We start from the raw sequence: 20,126 nt of genomic DNA on the forward strand, positions 1-20,126 counted from the left end.
ATTACAATTTCATCAATAATAAGATTTTCTCACCAATAACGGCCTTTATACGTTAGTTTTTTTCATTCGTTCAGCTCGGTGTTTTGCCTTACATTAGGCGCGAATTCATACCTACAATTACTTTCCACCCTGTGAATATGTGAGTCGCCATTATGCAAACTTTTGAGCTTGCTATTTTCCTGCAGTTTTTCCTTGGTTTAGTGGCTGCAGTGAACCCTATCGGTATCATGCCTGTGTTTGTTTCTCTTACTGGCCATATGACCTTAGAAGAGAAGCACAAGACGGCTGTAACGGCCAATATTGCTGTGGCCATCATTTTAGTTGTCTCTTTATTAGCGGGTCAGTTACTGCTTGATATGTTCAGCATCTCGCTCGATTCATTCCGAGTGGCTGGCGGCCTATTGCTATTGAGCATCGCGTTTTCGATGATGAGCGGTAAGCTCGGTGAAGATAAGCAGAACAAACAAGAGAAGTCGGAATACGTAAGCCGTGAACAAATCGGTGTCGTGCCACTTGCAATGCCACTAATGGCGGGCCCAGGTGCAATCAGTTCAACCATTGTTTATGGTTCTCGCTACCCAACCATGTTCGACACGGCGGGTATTATGATCACCATCATCGTGTTCTGTTTGTGTACTTGGCTTTTATTCCGTTCTGCGCCGTTGATTGTTCGCTTCCTCGGGCAAACAGGTATCAACGTGATTACGCGTATCATGGGCTTGATTCTTGGTGCGCTTGGTATTGAATTTATTGCCAACGGCTTACGCGCCCTATTCCCAGGTTTGGCGTAATCTCTGATAATATAGGGCTAATGTTGATTAACTTAGCCCTAACATGTCTAGACAACCTTTAAAACATCACCTTTACGTCATAATTTTTGGTACTCACACCTCTGGCGGCCGTGCGTTTGATATTAGTTTGATCGTCGCGATCCTTGCTTCCTTGGTGGTCTTGGTTTTGGAGTCGTTGCCTTCAGTCAGTCAGGTATGGGCGCAGCAACTTCGCTATTTTGAATATGGCTTCACTGCAATTTTCACCATCGAGTATCTGTTGCGGCTCTATTGCTCGCCTAAGCCTAAGTCCTATGCCACCAGTTTTTACGGTGTGATAGACCTGTTGGCAATATTGCCAACCTACTTGGCCTTCTTCTTCCCATCCGTTGCCTTTATGGGTGTGATCCGCCTGCTGCGTGTAATGCGTATTTTCCGTGTTTTGAAGCTAGTACGTTACTTGCAAGATTCCAACATCTTGCTGCGCTCGCTTTTGATGGCAAAACGAAAGATTTTCATCTTCTTTAATACCGTTGCTATCTTAGTTACGATTTTTGGCGCCCTCATCTATGTGATAGAAGGGCCAGAGAACGGCTTTACCAGCATTCCACAAAGTATTTATTGGGCGATAGTGACCATCACGACTGTCGGTTATGGCGACCTAGTTCCACAAACGGTACTGGGCAAAGCGGTGGCTTCATTAACTATGTTGCTTGGTTATTCTATTTTGGCCGTACCCACCGGCATTATCACCGCTGAGTTAAACCAAGAGATGAAATCACATCGCGAGTTAGTTAAATGCCCCAACTGTTCTAAAGCTGGGCATGAATCTGATGCGATGCATTGTAAGTATTGCGGGAGTGAATTAGCCGAGCCCGATCAACGTATCGTGCGCGAAGAGGAATAAAAAAACAGGGTGTCGATGGACACCCTGTTTGCTATCAGTAAAACCTATCGGCAACCATCGGTAATTGTCACCACTTGGTAGCCGTCATCCTTTTGCATTGGCGCAACGTACTGAACGTAACATTCCGTTGCCATGATGGCGGCATTAAAATCTGTACCTTTAAAATCTTTCAAATAATTTGAATGGGTAGCAATCCAGTAGTCCGGGTCATTCACATCACCGTTGTTGTGCGCCGCCCATACCCATTTTTTAGTCAGGTCATGGTAGCCACCGTCAAAATTCATAAACTGCACAAGACCTTGTTTGTTGACCGCCGGATGACCGAATTGCAACGTACCATATCCATCCATTGAGTAGTTTGGTTCATCCTGTTTACCTTCGATGATCGCTTTGTCATGAGCCAGTTCAACAGCATCATGCACCGCGCCGCCAAGCCCCTCTAGTGTGGCAACATTCGCCTCTTTACTGATACTCATAAATTTTGGCATTGCGACCACCGCGAGAATAGCCAAAATAACAATCACGACGATCAGCTCAATTAATGTAAAGCCACTACTTTTTGCTTTCATTGTTTTTCCCCAAATTACAGACGGGGTCACCGTAAAGGCCAAAAGTCAGCTGACTGTCAGTGATTTATAAAAAAAGCGCCAAAAAGGCGCTTTATATTGATTCAATGAATCGTTTCGATTACGACTGTTTTTCAGCCAGAATAATACGCAGTGTACGGCGTAGTGGCTCCGCTGCACCCCATAGTAATTGGTCACCTACAGTAAACGCATTTAGGAAGTCATCACCCATTGCCATCTTACGTAGACGACCTACTGGTACTGACAGTGTGCCAGTCACTTTTGCCGGAGTCAGTTCTTGCGCGGTAATATCACGATCGTTTGGAATCACTTTCACCCAATCGTTGTGCGTCGCGATGATCTCTTCAATCTCATCCATTGGTACGTTTTGCTTCAACTTGATAGTAAGCGCTTGCGAGTGGCTGCGCATTGCGCCGATACGTACACATGTACCATCAATTGGCACTGGTGCATCTTGGAAGCCAAGGATCTTGTTTGCTTCAACGCCCGCTTTCCACTCTTCTTTGCTTTGGCCGTTTTCACGTTTTACATCAATCCAAGGGATCAGTGAGCCTGCTAGCGGCACACCAAACTTATCAGTCGGGAACGAGCCGCTGCGCATGGTATCTGCGACTTTTTTATCGATATCAAGAATAGAGCTTGCTGGGTTAGCTAATTCAGAGCTTACTGAATCGTTAATGACACCCATCTGTGAAATAAGCTCACGCATGTTTTGCGCACCAGCACCCGATGCGGCTTGGTATGTCATTGCGCTAGTCCATTCAACTAGGCCTTTTTCAAACAGACCACCTAGACCCATCAGCATTAGGCTTACGGTACAGTTACCGCCCACAAATGTGTTTGTGCCGCCATGAATGCCTTGTTGGATTTGGCTAAGGTTCACAGGGTCAAGAGTAATGATCGAGTCTTTTTCCATACGTAGAGTAGAAGCTGCATCAATCCAGTAACCTTTCCAACCCGCTTGACGTAGTGCTGGGTACACCTTCTCTGTGTAGCCACCACCTTGACAGGTTACAACTGCATCCAACTGCTTCAAGCTTTCAATATCAAATGCGTCTTGAAGAAGACCAGACTCTTTATTACCAAATACTGGTGCAGGGATACCAATTTGTGACGTGCTGTAAAATACTGGTTCGATTAGGTCGAAATCTTTCTCTTCAACCATGCGCTGCATCAGGACTGAACCCACCATACCGCGCCAACCAACTAAACCTACTCTCATCGTTGTACTCTCCGTGTAAAATTAAAACTCGTTTTCTCAATATTTCAATTTTCACAGCAAAATCTCAAGCGAAAAATCATGCTTTGCTACATCTTTTCACCTCTTTTATCCAAAATCCGCGAAAAAAATCCATTTTGAACAGAAAAAAGCCAGTTGTTATTTTAAAAACCAAAACAACCATAATCCGAAAAGAGAACAAAACATCAGTAACACATAAAAACTACGTTACAAAACATAAAAAACACATCACATTAACCAATTGCGATATTTTTAACCACAAAATGAGCAATAAGCTCGAATAAATCACAACAAAATGACATTTTCTCGAAATAAAAGACTAGCTAAGGTAAAGTGCGCAGCATACTCAAAAAGAGTTAATTCTCGTATCATTCGCTGCTAAGCAATTCTTTGCGCATAGTTATTGAAACTATTACCCATGTCGACCTTGCCCCCAACGTCGTCAATATCCATATGGGTCAAAGAGTTAGTAAAAGCTCGCTAACAGAGTTAGGTGGATGGTCGGTTTAAAGCAGATAAGAGGCTCGCTATGACGCAACTTACCCCACGTTTACCGAACATGATTCAAGTGATCGTGTCCCTTGGTATCTTCCTACTGTTGGCTTTCTCGTTTACAGCCCAGTTGGATTTACCTATTCAACTTGCCCTGTACATCGGCTGGTTCATTATTATCGTGCTTGGCTTACGCTTAGGCCATCAATACAAAGCACTTGAAAAAGCAGCGCTAAATGGCATTTCTAACGGCCTAGGTGCGGTACTTATCCTTCTTGCTGTCGGCGCGCTTGTCGGTACTTGGATCTCTGGCGGTATTGTTCCAACCATCATTTACTATGGTCTAAAAGCAATTCACCCTTCTATTTTCCTTCTTGCTACCATGATCATTTGTTCTCTAACCGCATTGGCGACGGGTACATCTTGGGGTGCGGCGGGTACTGCTGGTATTGCAATGATGGGTATTGGTCAGGGCCTTGGCGTTCCTGCTCCGATTACCGCGGGTGCGATTCTGTCTGGTTGTTACTTTGGCGATAAGATGTCTCCACTGTCAGACTCAGTGATCCTTGCTTCTTCTATGTCTAACGTAGAAGTGATGGAGCACATCAAAGGCATGCTACCAATCGCGCTAATCAGCTACATCATCACAGGTATTTTGTTCACACTGTTCGGTTTCCACTACGCTGGCAACGTTGACATGTCTCAAGTACAAGGCGTAATCGCAGCAATGGACAACCAGTTCTACATTACACCGATGTCCTTTATTCCGGTGGTTATCGTACTGGCGCTACTAGCGATGCGTATGCCATCTTTCCCTGTAATCAGCTTCGGCTCTCTACTGGGTATCGTATGGGCAGTAATGGTTCAAGATGTGGACTTCCTAACCGCGTTCAATACAGCGTGGGCTCCATTTGCTATCTCTTCTGGCGTAGATTTCATCGACTCTATCCTTAACCGCGGCGGCATGTCTTCGATGCTTGGTTCGGTAGCGGTTATCGTGTTCGGTCTTGGTTTTGGTGGCCTACTTGATAAAGTTGGCGTGCTTGAGACTATCGCTAAACTATTCGAGCGCCGCGTGAAAAGTGCAGGTTCACTAGCAACCTCTACTATTGGTACCGCATTCATGGGTAACGTGTTTGGCTCAGCAATGTACGTGTCACTTATCCTTACACCAAAAATCTGTGCGAAGAACTACGACCGCTTAGGTTACCAACGTAAAAACCTATCTCGTAACGCCGAGTTTGGTGGCACACTAACATCAGGTATGGTGCCTTGGAGTGATAACGGTATCTACATGGCGAGTATTCTTGGCGTTGCAACGCTATCTTACGCACCGTTCATGTGGTTAAGCTTTGTATGTATCATCGTGACGATTATTAGCTCGTACATGGGTTGGTTTGTCGATAAATGCGAACCAACGGCAACCGCAGCGGAAGAAAGCGTTGAGCTAGAAAAGCAAACCACTTAATTACCAAAACTGAATACGTAAAGAGCGCCTATTGGGCGCTCTTTTTGTTTGTGAGGTAAACACGTCTGTCAGGTATACAGTTACCTAAGCCGCTTGCTCTTCATCCAAGAACTGCTGCGCTTCTTGTAACGCTTTGGATAACAATAAATCAAGCTCTTGCAGTAAAATAGGCACTTGAGTGACATCTTGATTGATGGCCGTTTCTATTTTTCCTGCTGCTTCACGCAAGTTCATCGCGCCTAAATTGCCACCGACCCCTTTCAAACTGTGCGCTTTTCGCATCGCTTCATCTGGCGAATCTGTTAGCAATCGACCAATGTCTTCGACATCATTACCATGATCTTCAATAAACACCTCAAGTAACATGCACATTGATTCTCGATCATCACCTAATGAGTCAAGCATCGAGGCAAAGTCTATTTCGCTGCCCGAGTTTTCTTCCGTTTCGTTAACTGGTGGTTCAGCAGATGTCGGCTGTTCTACTGGTGCTGCGGGCTCAGGTTCTTCAATAACAGGAACGGTATTAGTATGAGTCTTTTCTGAGAGTTGGACAGCCGCTGGGGAAACAGCAGCTACAGGTGGAACCACTGCAGTCGATGAAGTGGCATGTGGCTCACTTGCCTCATTGCTATTTTCTCTACGCTGAGAAGACTGCCAAAGTAAAACCACGGCAATCATCAACCCTCCGCTGAATAGCGCGCCAATCATTAGGTGTGTTTTTAGTAGTTGATGGTACTGCCCCTCTACAGAGGTTACTTCGTCGTGCACAGTATGGTCAATCAGCTTACCGACCAAAAACGCACCCTGTGCGTAGCCGCCCATCACTAGCGAGGTTTTGGCTAATACAGACTGCAACCGCTGCTTATCGGCCTCCGGCAAATTGACCGACTCGGCATAAAGCGCATCCAGCTGTCGATAAGCCGTTGAAGTAGAGCTTTGCGAGGAGAACATGGCTTCGAACACGTTAGCGCTTAGTTGGTAATACAACAACGCCATTTGTGGCTGCTCTGTATATTGCTCGCGGCTGGTTTGAATTTGGTCGATTAAATCAATCAATGCCAACTCATTTGCGACAAAAGCAAGACTATGCTCTATGAATCGATCGGTCGTAAAGAGCAATTGCTGAACATCTGGCTCAAACCAGCTATTGCCCTGTTGCTGCTCTAATTCGCCTTTTAATTGAATGATGGTTTCGAGCTCTGCCTTTTGTTCGTTAGCAAAGTGAATCCTGTATGGGGCATCAAAAAATAGCCGGCTGCGTAGCGCGTCTATCTTGCTATCTAACTGCTCGACCTTATCCATCATCACTGACGTAGAGCGATAGTTCGTAACGATAACCGTAATGCCGATCATCCATACCAGCACCAATACCCAGCCAATTTTTAGTTGTAGTTTATCCATTGTGTACTCGCGAATGCTTAAATTCCCTTAAATACAAGCATATATGCAAAAGCGAAACTGTACAGTTTATGATACTCAAATTGTTGCAAATCTAACTTTGCTTACCTCTAGATAAACGAAACCCCGCACTTGGCGGGGTTTCACTTATTTACTCATAACAAGGCGTCTTTAGCGATTACGGCTAAGTTGGTCACGCAAGTTTGGTGGCGTGCCTTTAATGGTTAGCGTATCGGTTTCTGGATCGTAAAAAATACGCTCACCCAGTAGCATGCTATCAAAGCTCACATTCAAGCCACCGCCAGCACCTACGTACTTAGTCAGCTTACGCACTGTTGCGCGATCCGCAGGGAAGCTTTCTTCCAGTTCGTAGCCGTGATCTTGGGTGTAATCTAAAAAGCTCGTACCGTCTTGAGAAGCTGGTAGCTCACCAGATAACTCTTTCACGTACACTTCGTCGCCCGATTTGATTTGCTCGTTGCAGTAATCCGCAACTTGCTTTTTGTAGCTCAGCGCTTCTTCTTTCTCTAATTTAGAGTCAGAGCAAAAATCTTCTACCGCTTGCATCAACACTTGGTTTTGCTGCTTAGTATCAAGGCCAACTTCCGCTTGTAAGAAATCTAAGAAGAAGTCCGCCACCTTACGACCTACGCGGCCTTTAATGTAAGTGAGGTAACGGTTTGACTCTTTGTCATTTTCATAACTAGAAAGGTCGATACGTGCGGCAATATCCATTTTAGATAGGTCAAGATAGTCCGTTGCACTAATATCTAGGCCTTCGGTCACTTTAAGGCTCTGATTTGATGGAATAATTGCAACAAACAGGTAATCTGTAGCCAGTGACTGGTACTCAGCAAACACTAAGATACCTTCATCAGCAAATGGGTATTTTGCTAGCTCGTCTTTTAGACGATTTGCGCTAATTTGAGAGAAATCGTAAAAATCTCTCTTTTGCTGGCGAAGTTCTTGCAACCAGATTTGAAAATCGCTGTCAGATTTAAATGAACCAAAGCCTTTGCCGGCTTTAGAATTAAACACACGATGCAGTTCAGCGACTAAGCTTTCACTAGAACTGTCGTTTGCCAAAGACTCTGAACGGAAATTAACCGTAAGCTCTTCAGAATCATTTTTTTGCAGTTGGTGTAGGATAACGTTAGAAAGGTGCAAACTCATGATGAAATTTATCGTCGTTCTCTGTTTCAGTTGCACCGCATTGTAGGTTATCATAAGCCGCTTTACTATTGTTCATTAGAGTCTTTATGCCGATTACATCTAAATACAGCGACGAAAAATTTGAAAACATTCTAACTGAAGTCGCAGCTGTGCTCGAAAAACATGGCGCAGGTCCAGACCTAAGCCTAATGATTGCTGGCAACATCGCGACCAATGTTATTAATAAGAATGTTGGTACAGGCCAAAGAAAAGCAATTGCAGAGAAATTTGCACAAGCGCTTATGTCTTCTATCGAAGACAAAGCTCACTAATACATAAAGCGGAAACAAGAACAGTACATGGTAGATAACGGAAATTCATACGGAGAGCGTGTTTCACGCCTAGTGGGTTGGGGCCACTGGTTTGCCTTTTTCAATATCATCGCAGCCATGCTTATTGGTACTCGCTACATTACCCAGTCTCCGTGGCCAGAAACCCTACTTGGTCAGGTTTATTTAGCCGCTTCATGGGTAGGTCACTTTGGCTTTTTAGTATTTGCCTTATATCTACTGGTTCTGTTTCCGTTAACCTTTGTGGTGCCATCACGTAAGTTATTCCGTTTGCTTTCGGTTTGTTTGGTTACCATAGGCCTTACCCTACTTCTTATTGATACCCAAGCGTATCAAAGCATCAACCTTCACCTAACACCTGTGGTGTGGGAAGTCCTCTTTGCAGAGAAAAGCAGCGCCATCAGTGCTGACTTGCAGCACCTGTTTGTTGTTCTTCCACTGATCTTTTTGATTGAACTCGCTCTATCCGAGTGGGTTTGGCGTAAACAGCGTAAACTGTCGCACAAGCACATCGGCCGCCCTATCGCTGCGGTGTTCTTCGTCTGCTTTATCTCAAGCCATATGATCTACGTATGGGCTGATGCGTACTTCTACAATCCGATTACTTCTCAGCGCGCTAACTTCCCGCTCTCTTACCCTATGACGGCAAAATCCTTCATGGAGAAGCATGGTCTGTTAGACAGAGAAGAGTATTTAAAACGTCAAGCCGCCAACCTAGGCGAAGCGGAACTTGTTCGCTACCCACTAGAAACCATCGAGTTTAGCCGCCGAGCTAATCCACTCAATGTTCTGGTAGTGAGCGTCAATAATTTACGTGCCGATGCGCTAAACGCATCTTCAATGCCGAACGCTTTTAATTTCTCAATTGATAACTTGAGCTTTAACAATCACTTCAGCTCAAGCAATGACAGCACTGGTGTGTTCGGTCTGTTTTATGGCCTGCCTAGTAGCTATGCAAGCAGCATTAAAGAGCAAGAGTCTCTACCAATCATGATCGAAACCCTGCGCAACCAAAACTACAGCTTTGGTTTGTTCAGTGGTGATAACTTCAGTGACTCGCTGTTCAGTGACATCGTATTTAGTGGCCTAAGCATTAATAATGTAGAGCTAACTAACACTGAAACCGCTGACAATGCTGCCATCAATGCTTGGTCTAATTGGGTGTCTGAAAACGCAAGCCAACCTTGGTTTAGCTTCATTGAGCTGACAACACTCGATAACTTTTCAGATTACGCTAATAGCTCAGGTAACAGCACAGAATCATTAATTACTAGCTACCAACAATCGGTTTCTAACGCCGATACTGAGCTTGCCCACCTATTTGAAAAGATAGAGCAATTGGGTATTAGTGATTCAACGGTGATCGTGATTACCTCAAACCACGGCACCGAGTTTAACGAAACTAAAACCAATAGCTGGGGCGCAAACAGCAACTACAGCCGTTACCAATTACAAGTACCAATGGTAATGCATTGGCCAGGTAAAGTAGCCGCGCAATACAACCATCGCACTAGCCACTTAGATTTCTCGGTGACACTGATGCAAGATCTGCTTGGGGTTTCATCCAACCCGACTGATTTCAGCAGTGGCCGCAACTTATTCGATGAAAAGTCTCGCAAGTGGGTGTTAGCCGGTGATTACCATGAGCTAGCACTGATCACCAGCAAGAACACCACGGTGATCGATAAGTTTGGTAACTACAAACTGTATGACAGTAATTATCAGCGTCTGAGAGATGAAAACCCGGCATTACCAGTACTGATGCAAGGCTTAACTGAGTTACAACGCTTTTACACTAAAAGTAACTAAATCATCATCTTAACAAATATTACTGTTTGACCTATAAAGGCGAGCGAGTAAAATTACCCTGTCGGACTGTAGCGCAGCTTGGTAGCGCACCGTCATGGGGTGTCGGGGGTCGCAAGTTCAAATCTTGTCAGTCCGACCATACACCTTACTAAAGAGAGCTTCGGCTCTCTTTTTTGTTGCCTAGAGGCAACTAACTAAGGCTATAAACCTGATAAATATCAGGCTAATAGTTTAAAAAACACCCCATCAAACTAAAAATTGCAGTTAAGCGCTCACAAATAAAGCAAACAGTAAAAATAGGGGTTTACAAGGTTGGCTAAGCCCTTTAATATTCGCCTCAACAACGGAGAGATGGCTGAGTGGTTGAAAGCACCGGTCTTGAAAACCGGCATACGTTAATAGCGTATCTAGGGTTCAAATCCCTATCTCTCCGCCACTTTCAAAGATTAAACCGCTGTTTTTACAGCGGTTTTTTCGTTTTTATACCTCAAAAGTCGACAAATACAAAAGGATAATACAGATGTATTTGTTGAGACTTCCAAATAGCGTGTATTACACACGTGTGGCAACTCCCCTTTCTCTTCGCTCAATGGGTTACCCAAAAGAGATCCGTTTCTCTCTGTTTACACGCGAAAGACGAGTTGCGTACTTACGCAATGTCGAGCACACCAAGCTGATCTTTGCTCTTTTCACCGATGCTGATTCCCAGCAGCTCCCTTACAACACATTTAAAGCTCAGTTGAATGAACAGGTAAATCAACTTCGGCAACAATTCCAACAAGAAAGTAATTCGGATATAGCACTATTCAAGTCTCTACCTATCAATAAAGCAACCAAGCCAAATAACACAGCGCCTCAGGTAGATGAACAGGCTCTAGATAGATTTATTGCGTCTAAGCAGTTAGAGAAAGTAACTAACTTAACTCTTAAACAACTTCGGCAGCGCTGTGGCGATTTCTTAGCTTTTTTAAAAAAACAAGAAGCGGCCAAAATTTCTAGCTCGGTTGCCATGGCATATCGTGACGAATTGCTTCGCCGTGGGTTAAGCCATAAGACTTTAAAAGATTACTTGGCTGCTAATAAACAATTTCTCAACTGGTGCGTAGTGCATGAGCTCTTACAGAGTAACCCTTTCACTCAGGTGAAGCTCCCAAGTAGGTCAGGTTCGGCTTCTTCCCAGCGTACTCGCTGGGGTATTTCAGAGTTAAAGCATCTATTTAATAGTCAAGCATTTAAACAACAGGACGAGTCTTTCCGTTGGGCTACCATGGTTATGTTTAGGCATGGTTGTCGTCCATCAGAATCCTGTCAGCTTCGAGTCAAAGATATTCAATTCGATCAGTCGATACCTATCATTCATTTCAACGAGGCTGGTGATAGACAGCACCTCAAAAATTCGTCATCAAATAGACAAGTACCAATTCATCATTGCCTGTTAGAGGACGGCTTTTTGAATTATGTCCGCGAGCGTAGACAACAAGGCTGCATTCAACTATTTGATTTTACGCCTCGCGGAGAAGACTATGACTGGTCGAGCGATTATAGAGATACGATGGGTGAGGTGTTGACAGCTTGTGGCTTTAGGGCTGGTAATCGACCTTTTAGGCATACCTTTATTGACGAACTTAAAAGGTTAGGTGTTCCAGAGCATGTAGTGTCACAGATCGTTGGACACAAAAATCACAGTATGACTTTCGGGCATTATGGTACGGCACTCGAACCAGAACTTCTTAGCGATGCCATAAATAGCTTCGCGCTTATCTTGGAATGTAGTGGCATAGTTAATTTGGCCACCTGATTAGAGGTGCTAAGATGCATCTCATACACAACAGGTGACACTATGACCAAACGTACAAGAAGAACTTATAGCCCAGAATTTAAACTCGAAGCTGCTCAACTAGTAACTGAACAAGGCTACTCTGTTACTGAGGCCGCTAAGGCCATGGGTGTAAGCAAATCAGCGATGGACAAGTGGGTAAGACAGCTAAAACAAGAGCAGCGAGGCATTACTCCAAAGGCATCCCCACTAACACCTGAGCAGATTGAACTGCGTGAGCTTAGAAAGCGTATCGCTGACATAGAAGAGCACAATGAAATATTAAAAAAGGCTACAGCTCTGTTGATGTCGGACTCGCTGAACGGTTCTCGATAATCGAGAAGCTGAAACAGAGCTACAGCGTTCAAAAGCTATGTCGCGTCTTCGGTGTTCATCGTAGTAGTTATCGATACTGGTGCAAAGCACCTGTATCACCTAACCCAGATGAATTAAAGCTTAGAGCGCTAATCCACGAAGCACATTCAGTAAGCAATGGTTCAGCAGGAGCAAGGACGATTGCAACTATTATCACGAATTTAGGCATTAACCTTAGTCGCTACAGGGCGACTAAGTTCATGAAGCAACTAGGATTAGTCAGTTGTCAGCTTCCGAAGCATCGATATAACCTTAAGCGCCAAGAGCATATTGAAATCCCGAACCACTTGGATAGGCAGTTTGCAGTAACGGCTCCAAACCAGGTATAGGTTGGTGATGTGACTTACATATGGGCGGGTAACCGTTGGGCTTACTTAGCTGTAGTCATTGACCTATTCGCTCGTAAACCAATAGGTTGGGCGATGTCACTATCACCAGATAGTGAGTTAACGAGCAAAGCACTTAAGATGGCTTATGAGCATCGTGGCAAACCACGAGGAGTCATGTTCCATAGCGATCAGGGTAGCCACTATACAAGTAGAAAATACCGACAAACACTATGGCGCTATCAGATAAAGCAGAGCCTATCACGGAGAGGAAACTGTTGGGACAATGCTCCGATGGAGCGCTTTTTCAGAAGCTTAAAGTCTGAATGGATGCCACCATGTGGCTATCAAAGTGTCGTTGCTGCTAGACAGTCGATCACTCATTACATCATTAGGTACTACAGCCAGATAAGGCCTCATCAATACAATGGTGGGCTAACGCCCAACGAGTCGGAACGGCAGTACTGGGAAACTTACAAAACTGTGGCCAATATTAGTTGACCACTACAGTATAGATTATTAAGAGCGATAGCCTAGCAATGTCAGCACTACCTTTTTCTTGGCAGAAAGTCATATTTTCTAGTCGGGCAACTGGTTAATACAGAGACCGTGCTAATTGTTAATGCCAAACAATCAACACTTTAGTTTGACATTGATGCAATGTCACTAGTTGTATATTATTAAGAAAATTATTATACAGGTTAGTGAGTTATGGAATTCAATGTACTGTTAGACAGCTCATTTTCTGATGTCTGTACGAAAAGTATAAGCCCTCAATGCAACAAGCATGTCCTGAGTATCGCCAATGATTTCGAGGAAGGAAGTTGGCGCCACAAAAATTTTCATATGTTTATATGGGATAATATTGCAGAAACCTCTCTGTCGTCTCAGGAGCGAGAAGCACTAATTAACAAATCCTCATCTTTACTTACCGCCTCCGCAGCTAACCTGAGATTGACAGATAAAGAAACTGACATTGGCAAAGGTAGTGAATTAGCCGAAATTTTCCTATACGGGATTATGAAGCACCACTATGGTGCTTTGCCCGTGGTTCCCAAAATTTTCTATAAACAAAATGCTCAAGATAATGCGAAAGGTGCAGACAGTGTCCACCTAGTTTTACATGGAGATGATTTTTCCCTTTGGTTTGGCGAGGCTAAGTTTTACAAGTCAATCGAAAACGCTAGGCTTGGTTCCATAGTTACTTCAGTAAAGAACTCCTTGAAGCCAGATAAACTGAAGAAAGAGAACAGTATCGTCACAAATGTTAGTGACATTGATCACTTAGTTGAAAACTCTGAATTACGTCAGCGAATCAAAGATGCGTTGTCATCTAAAGTGTCACTAGACTCCATTAAACCCAAAATCCATATTCCCATTTTTATACTTCATGAGTGCGAGGTAACTCTAGGTACGACCATGTGGTCAGAGGAATACCAAACGCAAGTTATGGATTACCACTTAGATAGAGCAAATGCTTACTTTGAGAAGCAGATATCAGAGATAAGCGACTTACATCTTTACGACCAAATAACCTTTCATATCATACTGTTTCCAGTCCCAAATAAGGCTCAAATAGTTGACAAGTTTGTTCAAAAAGTTGAGTTCTTGAAGGAGGAGTTCTAGTGGATATATTTGAAAAGTGCCATGAGATCAATGACTACATAAATGATCAAGATGAGATGTCTGCAAGAAATGAACTCATTAAACTGCTGGACTATCATAAGTCTCACCAAATCCAATATTCACCTTTGGTCAACAACCTGATCAGGCAGGTCGGTTTATTTCCTTACATTCAACTGGAAACCAGCGATTGGCAAGATAGATATGCTCATGAAGCATTCAAGGTGGATGTTGGTGAAAGAGAGACTCTAGCCCTACATAGGGAGCAATCCTCAATACTCAAAAAGTTAATCGAGGGAAAAAACCTTGCCGTCAGTGCTCCCACCAGTTTTGGCAAGAGTTTCGTTATTGATGCGTTTATAGCGTTAAAAAAGCCTAAAAATGTAGTAATCATTGTCCCTACGATTGCGCTAACAGATGAAACTCGAAGGCGATTGCATAAGAAATTTGGCGCGGACTATAAGATCATCACAACTTCCGAAGCAAGGCTTGCTGATTCAAACATCTTTATTTTTCCTCAAGAACGAGCTATCCACTATGCAGAACAGTTAGAGAACATAGACATCTTGATAGTCGATGAGTTTTATAAAGCCAGTTCAGCTTTTGATAAGGATAGGTCTCCCTCATTAATAAATGCCATATTGAAACTTGGCTCGAAAGCAAAGCAAAAGTACTTTCTTGCCCCGAACATCTCTTCACTGAATGACAGTTTATTTACAAAAAATATGGAGTTTGTAAGTGTGAACTTCAATACTGTCTTTCTCGAAAAGCATGAGCTGTATGAGGAGATCAACGGCGATGAAAGGGCTAAGAGTGATACATTAATTAATATCCTATCGAATACTGCTAGTAAGACTTTGATCTATGCAGGCACGTTTAGAAATATTGATAGCGTATCAAATTTGCTTACAGACCGCTTTCCTTCATCAGAAAGTGGCCTGCTGAGAGATTTCCATCATTGGTTGGGAAAAAATTACGATGTTAACTGGAAGTTGACTAATTTGGTAAAAAGAGGGGCAGGTATCCATAATGGACGCTTGCATCGCTCGCTAAGTCAAATTCAAGTGAGGCTATTTGAAGAAGAACATGGACTCAAAACCTTGGTATCCACATCTTCTATTATTGAGGGAGTAAATACATCCGCAGAAAACGTCATTCTATGGAGCAATCTCAGTGGCAAAGGGAAAGCACGCATTAATGATTTTAGCTATAAGAACATCATTGGACGTGGTGGTAGAATGTTCCGCCACTTCATTGGGAAAATCTATATTCTAGAAAAGCCTCCAGAAGAAACTGAAACGCAATTAGATTTGGAATTTCCAGATCAACTCGTGGGCAGTATTGATTTGGAAGAATATAAGACTGAGCTAACTCAGGAGCAAATAGCTAGGATAATTGCCTACAAAGAGGATATGGAAGAACTATTGGGTGAAGGTAGACTGAATCAACTTCAAAAAGGTGGTCAACTTGAATCCAGTGATTCGTTTTTAATTCATAGCATTGCAAAAGACTTAGTAACCAACAAACCGACGTGGAGCGGTTTAGGATACTTAAATTCGAGCCATCCCGATGATTGGGACGGTTACTTGTACAAAGTAATAAGGCTATCTCCAAGTGGTTGGGGTGACAAATATAGTAAATTTGTGGGTTTTGTTAAGGTCTTAGCAGACAACTGGTCTCTAACTATTCCTCAGTTACTCAATAGACTGGAAGACTTAGATATCGGCATTGATCAGTTCTTCGAACTAGAGAAGAACGCTACATTCAAGCTTGCCTCGCTACTTAATGATGTAAATGTTCTCCAGAAAAATATTCTTAATGAGAATATAGATATTGCGCCTTTTATAGGTAAAGTCTCTAATGCTTTCTTACCACCTTTGGTTTATCAGTTGGAGGAGTACGGTTTACCAAGGATGTTATCTAGGAAAATTCATGATCTAGGAGTGATTGACCTTGAGCGAGATGAGGTTGAGATTCATGTTGTTTTAGAAGAATTTACGAGTATGCCTATAGAGCATCAAGTACGACTAAATGCATCATTTGATTCTTTTGATAGGTACATATTTAGTTACTTCATGGAAGGCATAGTTAGAGAAGCATGAGTATGGTTCTAAGTTTGGTGCTCTTGGAGACCAGGAACCTAAGGTGTTCAATCTATTGATTTCTTTTCGATAGTTGGTTTATCATGTATTTCACAAATGGCAAACTCGGCTTTTGAGAGCTCAAATTAAGTCATTGTAAAATAAGTGTTTTAATCTAGCGGGTATAGCGTTCAAATCCCTATCTCTCCGCCACATTTAGAAAGCTCGCACTTGTTGCGGGCTTTCGTCGTTTTAGAGGTTTGAAAGCGTTGAGTGCAAGCCCAGCACTTCGCTACATTCACGAAAAAGGCCGCTAAGAAATTAGCGGCCTTTTTCGTATTCAGCGTCTCTCACAACTTTCAAACTATCCCCTCTTCTTTGCCTCAGTTTTCAATTATCGAGTTTTAGCTCTATCTCTCATTAATATGCATACAGACTGCTATCATCTAATTTAAGTTTTATAAATCAAAGACGAAGGTGGCTATGAAGTATTGTCATACATGTCAGCGAGATACGATACACAACGAAATCATCAAACAAAAACCGTCTAAGTTTGGCAAAAGCAAAAAAGAACAGTTCAAAGCGTTTCTCTCCGGTTTTTTTGGAGGCGTCGCTAGCCCTTTAGGTGCATCTTTAGATTTGGTTGAGCGCTACGTGGTTTGTTCAGAGTGTGGGACGAAGAGACTCGAAAACCACGGTGATGAGTTTCAGTAACCGCCATTTACTTTCCCCCATCAAAGGAGCTTGTGCATGAACAAACCAACACTGCTCATCATTGTTATTGCCTGCTTACTCGGATACTTCATTTACGATCGTTATGTCGTGCAACCTAAACAGCTAAACTCAGCTGCACAAAACATGCTCACGCAGATGGCAATCAAACAGCAATGGTTTGATCCTCTAGAGCTGTTAAGCGATAGCTCTAACTCAAATATTCAATTAAACAAAGAGATCGAATCCGCTTTTCAGGATGGTGATATGGTTTATGCCAATGGCAAAATTACCTACAGAAGTGAGACCAGCCAAGTGTGTAAAATCGTCGATTTTCGTTTTCGGTACGGCTCGTTAAATGACTATGAAATTTTCACCCAATCCGATTGCTCACTTTAGTCATGTATCTTAAATAGGTTTCAACACTACCAAATAGACAAAGCCCGCGACACAGAAGTGAAGCGGGCTTTGCCCCTTTCAGGATTGAGTTTAAGCGCGTTTCTTTTTCTCTGAGCCGACATAAATGGCGACTAAAATGATGATGCCTTTAATCACGTTTTGCACATAAGGAGAGACACCCGCGAGGTTAAGACCGTTATTCAGCACCCCAAGCAACATCGCGCCAACAAGAGTACCTAAGATTGCCCCTTTACCGCCTGCCATAGAAGCACCGCCAAGCACTACTGCTGCAATAGCATCAAGTTCAAAAGCAACCCCTGCATTTGGCTGACCCGACATCAAACGAGAAGTCAGTATTAGCCCTGCCAACGCCGCCGTTGTGCCACTAATGATGTACACCAACATCACGGTTTTCGGTACTTTGATACCACTTAATCTTGAAGCTTCTTCATTACCACCGATGGCGTAAACATGGCGACCAAACGAGGTGTGGTTCAAAGCTATGTAGGCAATGATATAAACAAAGATCATGATAAAGATCGGGGTCTGAATACCGATTATTTCACCACGGCCAAAAATAGAGAACCATTTAGGCAAGCCTGCAATCGGGTAACCACCGGTATAAATCAGCGCTAAGCCTCTGGCGATACCCAAGGTAGCCAAAGTCACGATAAAGGCTGGCATCTTGGCATAGGCAATCAAAAAGCCGTTAATGCCACCGAAACCCGCACCAAGCAGAATACCGAGGAAAATAGCAAATTCAGGTGGAATTCCCGCAACCATTAACCCCGCGGTGACGGTGCCAGAGAGTGCCATTACCGAGCCAACCGAGAGATCAATACCACCTAATAGAATCGCACAGGTCATCCCTATCGCAATAATGGCATTGATCGATACTTGGCGAGCAATGTTGGTTAAGTTGTTGGTGGTTAGGAAATTATCATTGGAAAACACCATGATGATAAAAACGGTAATAAAACCGATTAACGGATAAAACACCGGATGCTTAGTCCAACTTTTAATCGTATCTAACCCAGTAGGTGCGCTCTGAGCGACTGAATGAGTGTCTACTTTAGTGTTCATTATGTTTATTCCCGGTTGCGTGTAACATGATGGTATTCGGCTCTATATCATTTCCTTCTAATTGGGCGACTATCTCACCTTCTCGGAACACAGCGACTCGATCACACATCCCTATAATTTCTGGTAACTCTGATGAAATAACGATGATTGAAACCCCTTGACGGGTTAACTCTCTCATCAACTCATAGATCTCTGATTTTGCGCCAACATCGATGCCACGGGTCGGCTCATCAAAAATCAGCACTTTACAGTCATTATTAAGCCAGCGAGCAATCACCACTTTTTGTTGGTTGCCCCCCGACAGATTCCCCACCTCAACGCTCGACGAAGGCGTTTTGATCCCTACGGTTTGTATTAGCTTGTCTGCCTTGGCAATTTCACCATTGCGACTAATTAGCCCTTTTAGATAAATCTCATCCTTGTGGTTATTGAGCGTAATGTTATCGGCAACAGAGAAAGATAAAATTAACCCCTCATGCTTGCGATCTTCGGGCAATATACCTATACCTTTGTGCAGCGATTCTGCCGGGTTAGGTAGTTTTTCTTCTTGGCCCATAAAGTTGATAACTTTTTTGTAAGCGCGATCGGCACCAATAATGGCTCTCGCGGTTTCAGTACGGCCAGAGCCCACCAGCCCAGCAAAACCATAGATCTCGCCGGGATAGAGAGTGAAACTGTTTGATGGACCATGTTTCTCGAGCTGCAAGGTTTTGACTTCTAACACTGGAGTATGCTGCTCAACCAGTGGAGGTTTAACTGGGAAAGTCGACTCCACTTTTCGCCCTACCATCATTTCGACTAATTCATCCACAGTCGTGCCTTGCACCGCCCGTGTCCCGATATATTGGCCATCTCGCAGCACTGAGATGGTGTCACAAATTTCGTTTATCTCTTCTAAATGGTGAGAGATAAAAAACATGCCTACGCCTTGCGCTTTAAGATCACGCATCACGGCAAACAAATGGCTTGCTTCTTTAGGCGTTAAGGTTGCGGTTGGCTCATCGAAAACCAATATTTTTGCATTCAGTGAAAGTGCTTTACCAATTTCAACAAACTGTTGCTGAGCAATGCTCAACTGCTCCACGGGAACATCTAGGTCTATATCAACCATCAAACGCGCGAGAATTTGCTTGGCCTTTTCTCGCATTAGTGATTTATTGAGTAAACCAAATCGATTTTTTAACTCGCGGTTGAGGAAAATGTTTTCCACGGCATTGAGATAAGGGATTAAAGAAAACTCTTGGAATATGATGCCGACGCCCTTTTCAATCGCGTCTTTGTATCCGTTGAAGGTTTGCGTTGCGCCTTCAATACGAATCTCTCCTTGGTCATGCTTATAGATGCCGCAAAGCACTTTCATTAACGTCGATTTACCCGCACCATTTTCACCCAGCAATGCGTGAACCTCGCTCTTATGCAGCGAGATAGAGATATTGTCTAACGCTTTTACTCCGGGAAATGACTTACAGATGCCATCAAGCTCTAGCAATGTATTCATCCTGTACCTACCCTTGATAAGACATGGTAATAGCCCGTGAA

General features: G+C 43.4%; 16 protein-coding genes, 2 tRNA genes and 1 pseudogene. 13 read left to right on the forward strand and 6 right to left on the reverse strand.

Annotated features, from left to right (window positions below):
* Nucleotides 1-152 precede the first annotated feature (152 nt).
* On the forward strand, nucleotides 153-791 hold the full coding sequence (locus tag MU515_RS03580; RefSeq protein ID WP_260258979.1) for a YchE family NAAT transporter: 639 nt from the start codon (nucleotides 153-155) through the stop codon (nucleotides 789-791).
* Nucleotides 792-834: 43 nt separating this feature from the next.
* Nucleotides 835-1,677 (forward strand): ion transporter, encoded by an 843-nt coding sequence (locus MU515_RS03585; RefSeq protein ID WP_260258980.1) that lies wholly within the window; start codon nucleotides 835-837, stop codon nucleotides 1,675-1,677.
* Between the two features lie 44 nt (nucleotides 1,678-1,721).
* Here MU515_RS03585 and MU515_RS03590 read toward each other — a convergent pair whose 3' ends face one another.
* Both MU515_RS03590 and asd read right to left on the reverse strand, forming a co-directional pair.
* Entirely contained in the window at nucleotides 1,722-2,246 is a 525-nt protein-coding gene (locus MU515_RS03590) for a type II secretion system protein (protein ID WP_260258981.1), read from the reverse strand.
* A 118-nt stretch (nucleotides 2,247-2,364) separates the two neighbouring features.
* Nucleotides 2,365-3,486: an aspartate-semialdehyde dehydrogenase gene (gene asd, locus MU515_RS03595; protein WP_260258982.1), complete on the reverse strand. Its 1,122-nt coding sequence runs from the start codon at nucleotides 3,484-3,486 to the stop codon at nucleotides 2,365-2,367.
* Nucleotides 3,487-4,033: 547 nt separating this feature from the next.
* On the opposite strand from asd, the gene nhaC reads away from it, so the two are divergent.
* Nucleotides 4,034-5,464 (forward strand): Na+/H+ antiporter NhaC, encoded by a 1,431-nt coding sequence (gene nhaC, locus MU515_RS03600; protein ID WP_260258983.1) that lies wholly within the window; start codon nucleotides 4,034-4,036, stop codon nucleotides 5,462-5,464.
* A gap of 84 nt (nucleotides 5,465-5,548) precedes the next feature.
* On the opposite strand, the gene MU515_RS03605 is transcribed toward nhaC, so the two are convergent.
* Complete coding sequence (locus MU515_RS03605) at nucleotides 5,549-6,865, reverse strand: Hpt domain-containing protein (RefSeq protein ID WP_260258984.1); 1,317 nt, start codon at nucleotides 6,863-6,865, stop codon at nucleotides 5,549-5,551.
* 168 nt (nucleotides 6,866-7,033) lie between these two features.
* Nucleotides 7,034-8,035 carry a nucleoid-associated protein YejK gene (gene yejK, locus MU515_RS03610; RefSeq protein WP_260258985.1) on the reverse strand — a complete coding sequence of 334 codons (1,002 nt, stop codon included), beginning with the start codon at nucleotides 8,033-8,035 and terminating at the stop codon, nucleotides 7,034-7,036.
* 86 nt (nucleotides 8,036-8,121) lie between these two features.
* Here yejK and MU515_RS03615 point away from each other — a divergent pair, with 86 nt between their 5' ends.
* From MU515_RS03615 to MU515_RS03660, 10 genes and pseudogenes are all read left to right on the forward strand, one after another.
* Nucleotides 8,122-8,346 (forward strand): YejL family protein, encoded by a 225-nt coding sequence (locus tag MU515_RS03615; protein ID WP_260258986.1) that lies wholly within the window; start codon nucleotides 8,122-8,124, stop codon nucleotides 8,344-8,346.
* Between the two features lie 27 nt (nucleotides 8,347-8,373).
* A complete protein-coding gene (locus MU515_RS03620; RefSeq protein ID WP_260258987.1) occupies nucleotides 8,374-10,173 on the forward strand; it encodes a DUF3413 domain-containing protein in 1,800 nt (599 codons plus the stop codon).
* A gap of 62 nt (nucleotides 10,174-10,235) precedes the next feature.
* Nucleotides 10,236-10,312: transfer RNA gene (locus MU515_RS03625), tRNA-Pro, on the forward strand.
* 206 nt (nucleotides 10,313-10,518) lie between these two features.
* Nucleotides 10,519-10,609, forward strand: a tRNA-Ser gene (locus tag MU515_RS03630).
* Between the two features lie 84 nt (nucleotides 10,610-10,693).
* The gene (locus MU515_RS03635) at nucleotides 10,694-11,971 is read left to right on the forward strand and encodes a tyrosine-type recombinase/integrase (RefSeq protein ID WP_260258988.1); all 1,278 of its coding nucleotides are present in this window, start codon (nucleotides 10,694-10,696) and stop codon (nucleotides 11,969-11,971) included.
* Nucleotides 11,972-12,013: 42 nt separating this feature from the next.
* Nucleotides 12,014-13,191: pseudogene (locus tag MU515_RS03640) on the forward strand (IS3 family transposase).
* Between the two features lie 210 nt (nucleotides 13,192-13,401).
* Complete coding sequence (locus tag MU515_RS03645; RefSeq protein ID WP_260258989.1) at nucleotides 13,402-14,316, forward strand: HamA C-terminal domain-containing protein; 915 nt, start codon at nucleotides 13,402-13,404, stop codon at nucleotides 14,314-14,316.
* Nucleotides 14,316-16,415: a DEAD/DEAH box helicase gene (locus MU515_RS03650; RefSeq protein ID WP_260258991.1), complete on the forward strand. Its 2,100-nt coding sequence runs from the start codon at nucleotides 14,316-14,318 to the stop codon at nucleotides 16,413-16,415. The genes MU515_RS03645 and MU515_RS03650 overlap by 1 nt, the downstream gene beginning before the upstream one ends.
* Nucleotides 16,416-16,877: 462 nt before the next feature.
* The gene (locus MU515_RS03655; protein ID WP_285892343.1) at nucleotides 16,878-17,108 is read left to right on the forward strand and encodes a hypothetical protein; all 231 of its coding nucleotides are present in this window, start codon (nucleotides 16,878-16,880) and stop codon (nucleotides 17,106-17,108) included.
* Between the two features lie 36 nt (nucleotides 17,109-17,144).
* The gene (locus MU515_RS03660) at nucleotides 17,145-17,504 is read left to right on the forward strand and encodes a hypothetical protein (RefSeq protein ID WP_260258993.1); all 360 of its coding nucleotides are present in this window, start codon (nucleotides 17,145-17,147) and stop codon (nucleotides 17,502-17,504) included.
* Nucleotides 17,505-17,594: 90 nt separating this feature from the next.
* On the opposite strand, the gene MU515_RS03665 is transcribed toward MU515_RS03660, so the two are convergent.
* On the reverse strand, nucleotides 17,595-18,587 hold the full coding sequence (locus tag MU515_RS03665; RefSeq protein WP_260258994.1) for an ABC transporter permease: 993 nt from the start codon (nucleotides 18,585-18,587) through the stop codon (nucleotides 17,595-17,597).
* On the reverse strand, nucleotides 18,577-20,085 hold the full coding sequence (locus MU515_RS03670) for a sugar ABC transporter ATP-binding protein (protein WP_260258995.1): 1,509 nt from the start codon (nucleotides 20,083-20,085) through the stop codon (nucleotides 18,577-18,579). The genes MU515_RS03665 and MU515_RS03670 overlap by 11 nt, the downstream gene beginning before the upstream one ends.
* Between the last annotated feature and the right edge of the window lie 41 nt (nucleotides 20,086-20,126).

It is taken from the genome of Vibrio intestinalis (genome assembly GCF_025195085.2).
In the GTDB taxonomy this organism is placed as follows: Bacteria; Pseudomonadota; Gammaproteobacteria; order Enterobacterales; family Vibrionaceae; genus Vibrio; species Vibrio intestinalis.

Excerpts from the sequence above, each read along its gene's own strand:
- MU515_RS03580 (WP_260258979.1), top strand. The coding sequence starts at position 153 with ATGCAAACTTTTGAGCTTGCTATTTTCCTGCAGTTTTTCCTTGGTTTA.
- MU515_RS03585 (WP_260258980.1), top strand. The coding sequence starts at position 835 with ATGTCTAGACAACCTTTAAAACATCACCTTTACGTCATAATTTTTGGT.
- MU515_RS03590 (WP_260258981.1), bottom strand. The coding sequence starts at position 2,246 with ATGAAAGCAAAAAGTAGTGGCTTTACATTAATTGAGCTGATCGTCGTG.
- asd (WP_260258982.1), bottom strand. The coding sequence starts at position 3,486 with ATGAGAGTAGGTTTAGTTGGTTGGCGCGGTATGGTGGGTTCAGTCCTG.
- nhaC (WP_260258983.1), top strand. The coding sequence starts at position 4,034 with ATGACGCAACTTACCCCACGTTTACCGAACATGATTCAAGTGATCGTG.
- MU515_RS03605 (WP_260258984.1), bottom strand. The coding sequence starts at position 6,865 with ATGGATAAACTACAACTAAAAATTGGCTGGGTATTGGTGCTGGTATGG.
- yejK (WP_260258985.1), bottom strand. The coding sequence starts at position 8,035 with ATGAGTTTGCACCTTTCTAACGTTATCCTACACCAACTGCAAAAAAAT.
- MU515_RS03615 (WP_260258986.1), top strand. The coding sequence starts at position 8,122 with ATGCCGATTACATCTAAATACAGCGACGAAAAATTTGAAAACATTCTA.
- MU515_RS03620 (WP_260258987.1), top strand. The coding sequence starts at position 8,374 with ATGGTAGATAACGGAAATTCATACGGAGAGCGTGTTTCACGCCTAGTG.
- MU515_RS03635 (WP_260258988.1), top strand. The coding sequence starts at position 10,694 with ATGTATTTGTTGAGACTTCCAAATAGCGTGTATTACACACGTGTGGCA.
- MU515_RS03645 (WP_260258989.1), top strand. The coding sequence starts at position 13,402 with ATGGAATTCAATGTACTGTTAGACAGCTCATTTTCTGATGTCTGTACG.
- MU515_RS03655 (WP_285892343.1), top strand. The coding sequence starts at position 16,878 with ATGAAGTATTGTCATACATGTCAGCGAGATACGATACACAACGAAATC.
- MU515_RS03660 (WP_260258993.1), top strand. The coding sequence starts at position 17,145 with ATGAACAAACCAACACTGCTCATCATTGTTATTGCCTGCTTACTCGGA.
- MU515_RS03665 (WP_260258994.1), bottom strand. The coding sequence starts at position 18,587 with ATGAACACTAAAGTAGACACTCATTCAGTCGCTCAGAGCGCACCTACT.
- MU515_RS03670 (WP_260258995.1), bottom strand. The coding sequence starts at position 20,085 with ATGAATACATTGCTAGAGCTTGATGGCATCTGTAAGTCATTTCCCGGA.